At 25.1% G+C, this 3,967-nt stretch carries 4 protein-coding genes and 1 pseudogene; all 5 read right to left on the bottom strand.

Going from position 1 to position 3,967, the window contains the following annotated elements; translation table 11 throughout:
- Positions 1–174: 174 nt before the first annotated feature.
- Entirely contained in the window at positions 175–888 is a 714-nt protein-coding gene (truA, locus tag BN1173_RS00085) for a tRNA pseudouridine(38-40) synthase TruA (protein ID WP_040235697.1), read from the bottom strand.
- Positions 889–1,737, bottom strand: a complete 849-nt coding sequence (locus BN1173_RS00080) for a DUF2225 domain-containing protein (protein WP_012537787.1) — start codon at positions 1,735–1,737, stop codon at positions 889–891.
- A gap of 3 nt (positions 1,738–1,740) precedes the next feature.
- The gene (locus BN1173_RS00075) at positions 1,741–2,130 is read right to left on the bottom strand and encodes a 4'-phosphopantetheinyl transferase superfamily protein (RefSeq protein WP_012537786.1); all 390 of its coding nucleotides are present in this window, start codon (positions 2,128–2,130) and stop codon (positions 1,741–1,743) included.
- Positions 2,123–3,113: pseudogene (locus BN1173_RS04780) on the bottom strand (YbbR-like domain-containing protein). The gene BN1173_RS00075 and the pseudogene BN1173_RS04780 overlap by 8 nt, the downstream one beginning before the upstream one ends.
- A gap of 3 nt (positions 3,114–3,116) precedes the next feature.
- A complete protein-coding gene (gene cdaA / locus BN1173_RS00065; protein ID WP_014695924.1) occupies positions 3,117–3,887 on the bottom strand; it encodes a diadenylate cyclase CdaA in 771 nt (256 codons plus the stop codon).
- Positions 3,888–3,967 lie beyond the last annotated feature (80 nt).

Below are 3,967 nucleotides of genomic sequence, written 5' to 3'. Positions count from 1 at the left end.
CTCAGTTATTTAGTTTTAGGATTTTTAACTTTTATTTTAGCTCTTATTAATTTTTTGTATTTCTTCTTTTTAGTAGTGTTTGGTGTTTTTCTTCTTTGCTTCTTCTAGTACTTGTTTGAATGTATTTTTTTTATTAGCTGCATTTTCACCTGTGCATTTGCAAGTTCTGTCTTTCTATCCTGCTTTTGCAGGTGCCGTTGTTCGTGCATATTTTCTGTTTTTCGACTTTAATATTTTTATGAAGGTATCAACAGATTCATTTTTGATTTCTATGTCGATCATTGTTCCTACTATTGATCTTACCATTTTCCATAAAAATGAAGAGCCTATTATTTCAAAGACGATAAATTTGTTTTTTTTCTTAAATTTAGCTAAGTAAATTTCTTTTAATTTTGAATTTGTTTTATCTCTAATACATGAAAAGGTTGTAAAATCATGCAAACCAATTAACATTTCAGCCATTGTATTTAATCTATTAATATTTAGTTTTTTTCTTACATAGTAGGCTTTATATTCTTCCCAAGGATAATGATTTTCATTGTTAAGTATGTAATAGGTATATTTTCTTTTCTTGGCATGAAATCTGGGTTGAAATTCATTTGATACATACTTTAATTTAATTATTCTAATATCATTTTTTAGGAGAGAATTTATTGCTGTCTTTAAATTTTTAAGATTAATATTTATTTTTATATAAAAAGATATTATTTGTCTTTTTGCGTGAACTCCTTTATCTGTTCTACCTGCTGATTGAATTTTGACTTTTGTTTTATTTATTTTTTCTAATGCTTTTTCTATTTCTCCTTGAATTGTTGGTTTTGTAGGTTGAATTTGAAAACCATGATATAGTGAGCCATCATATGCTATTTCTGCAAGTATTTTTTTCATTTATTTAAAAGTTTTTATTTCACGTGATATCTTAAAATAAACTTCTTTTATTTTATCTAAGAGGATAGAAGGTTTTTCTTTTGATGATTTTCCCATTCCGGCTATTTTAGACAGAAGGGTTTTTATTTCAATTAACTGGTTATACCTGTATTGTTTATTTTCTATATTTCCATAAAAATATTCTAATAATCCTGATAAATATAAGACACCGTCATATCCATAATTTTTGTCTGTATCAGGACCAAAAATGATTGCAGAATTAATGGGTTCTGAGTTATTTTGTTCTTTTTCTATTGTCAGTTTATAAAGATATGCTGCTTTATGATAAAATATTTTTTGTAAATAATTATAGTTTTTGTTTGGATATTTCTTTTCTAGATCTTCTAATGTCCAGGCTGCTCTTATTGCACATTTTGCTTGATTTAGGGTTGGATTGTGGTTTTTGTCTAAATGTTCATAACACATTATTGCAAGGATATAACTTGCAGCTCCCTCTTGAAGTCTTCTTGGTTGGTTGAAGTTTAAGTCATCTTCAAAAATTTCTTTTATTTGTTTGCGTTCATTAGTATGGTTTATTAAGAGTTGTTTTGTTTTATTATTAATAAGTGTTATTGTGTGAAATTCATTTGGGAAAGCTGAGAGATAACAGTTAGGACATACTATTATTGAATATATTCTGGGATAGATGTCACCGTACTTTTCATTTGTGATATATTCTCTTTTTAAATCAACTTTGAGTTTGCCAGATATTAATCTGCTACTTCCTGTTAATAATTCCTCTTTTCTAAATTTTTGTTTACATAAAGGACATTCAATTTCTTCTTTTGTAAAGTATGATATCTTTTTCATATATTAATTTTCTACTATTACAAATGTAACAGCATACTCCCGTTCATGCGAAATTGTTAAATACAGTTTTAGATTCATTTTTGCGATTAATTTTTTAATATCATTATGCAATTGGAACGTTACATTACCTTTTGGTAAACTGATGATTTCAATATCTTTAAGTGAATATTTTATTTTACTATTTACTAGTGGACTTAAAGCTTTGAGCAATGATTCTTTTGCTGAAAACTTACCGGCTAAACTTTCTAAAACTCCTTTTCCTTTCATTTTTAAGTTTTCAATTTCTCTTTGTGTAAAAAATCTTTCTAGTTTTTTTTTATTTTTTAAAAAACTAGAAAGTCTCATGACCTTTATTATATCACATCCTATTGATTTCGTCATTTTATTATTCATTGGCAGTTATTTCTACTTGTATTGTTTTAGGTTCATATTCATATACTTCTATGCCATAAGTGTTATTTTTAAGTATTATGTCTGTTTTAATATCATAAGTTCCAGGATTTTCGATTTTACTTAAATCGAGGTTCAGATTAATATTGTTATTATTTATATGCATTTTGGTGATTTTTTCTGATAGTCCACTTCTTATTTTGATAAACATTTCATTTTCTGGATCTAAAATTTTTTCTTTATTTTTTATTTCTAGCCCATTTTTTAGATTATTAAAAATTAAGTTAGGTTTTGTTATTGTTGTTTGTATATATTTTTTACCTAAGGTAATGTTAAGTATTACGTGGTTTTTTTCAAGCGTTATTAATTGATCTGGAGATATTACTTCAAGATGATCAGAAATAAATACAGTGTTTGTGTCTTTTTTTTATTTCTTGTTTTAATTGTATTACGGCTTTAATAATTGTGTTGGTGTTGTGTATTGTTAGTCTTTCAGGTACTATGTTATATTTTGCAATAAAATATTCACCTTTTCCTTCTTTTTCAATTAATTTGAACTTGGGTTCGACTTTTACTAATTTTGAAATTTTTTTATCAAGATTTATCTTGATTTTGTTTTTTGAGAGTTTATATTCAACTATAGGAATAGGATTAAAATTTTTAATTTTTATTGGCAATTCATATTCCCCAGCTTCTTTTATGTTATTAGCTTCAACTGATAAAATTATTCTTTCAAAATCTAAATATTTGGAATCTTTTTTATTAATTTTGACTGTAAGTAATATTTTGTTAAAATCAGGCATTTTGCCCAATGTGACTTCATTTTCTAGTAAAATATTAAAATTTTTTTCTATATTGACCGATTCTATGCTGTTAAAGTAAAACGTGATGAACATAATAATAGCTATTAGGATAGAAATAGCTTTATTTTGCCAATCTTCAAATAATAACTTAATTATGTTTATGAATTTTTTAGTTATCATCATTATTCATTCTATTAATGCAATATTTAGTTTTTTTTTGACTTCATTCAAGCTTAAATTATATTCTAATTTTCCATTTCTTGTTAGTGAAATAGATCCAGTTTCTTCAGATGTTATTATTGTTATTGCATCTGAGTTTTCAGAAATTCCAAGTCCTGCTCTATGTCTTGTTCCAAATGTTTTGCTAATAGATTCTACATTAGATAATGGTAAAAAAGACCCAGCATATACTATTTTATTATTGCTAATAATAACTGCTCCATCATGTAAAGGTGTTTCATAGTCAAAAATTGATATTAAAATTTCGTTAGATACAATGGAATCTAATTTTATTCCTTTGTTTATTATTTGTTCCAATTGTATTTTTTTTTCTATGCAGATTAAGCTGCCGGATTTATTTTCTGATAGATGTTTGATTGCTTTAATTATTTCAGTAATAGTTTTTATAGTTTCTTCTTTATTATTTGCAAGTTTAAAAGATAGATTAAAGTTTCCAATTTGCATTATTATTTTTTTGATTTCCTGATGAAATAATATAAGCATTGCAATTGGTAGTATATTTGCTATGTAAGTTAATAACCAATTGATCGTATATAAATTGAAATAATAAGATATGATGCCAATGGATGTAATTATAATCATTCCTTTAAGTAGATTTATCGAATAGGAATTAATTACATTTTTATAGATATAATAGACTAAGATGCTAATTAAACTTATGTCTAATATCCTAGAGATGATATCTTTGATTTGATTTATATTATTTATGTCTATCATAAGCATTTCTTTTTAACTGATGTTGTACATAATATAATTTTACTATACATAATGTATTGAATATATTCATACTTGTATAT

This window comes from Borrelia crocidurae (assembly GCF_000825665.2).
GTDB lineage: Bacteria > Spirochaetota > Spirochaetia > Borreliales > Borreliaceae > Borrelia > Borrelia duttonii.
The sequence above is the reverse complement of the archived record's forward strand: the minus strand, read 5'-3'. Positions and strand labels throughout refer to the sequence as shown.

Excerpts from the sequence above, each read along its gene's own strand:
- truA (WP_040235697.1), bottom strand. The coding sequence starts at position 888 with ATGAAAAAAATACTTGCAGAAATAGCATATGATGGCTCACTATATCAT.
- BN1173_RS00080 (WP_012537787.1), bottom strand. The coding sequence starts at position 1,737 with ATGAAAAAGATATCATACTTTACAAAAGAAGAAATTGAATGTCCTTTA.
- BN1173_RS00075 (WP_012537786.1), bottom strand. The coding sequence starts at position 2,130 with ATGAATAATAAAATGACGAAATCAATAGGATGTGATATAATAAAGGTC.
- cdaA (WP_014695924.1), bottom strand. The coding sequence starts at position 3,887 with ATGATAGACATAAATAATATAAATCAAATCAAAGATATCATCTCTAGG.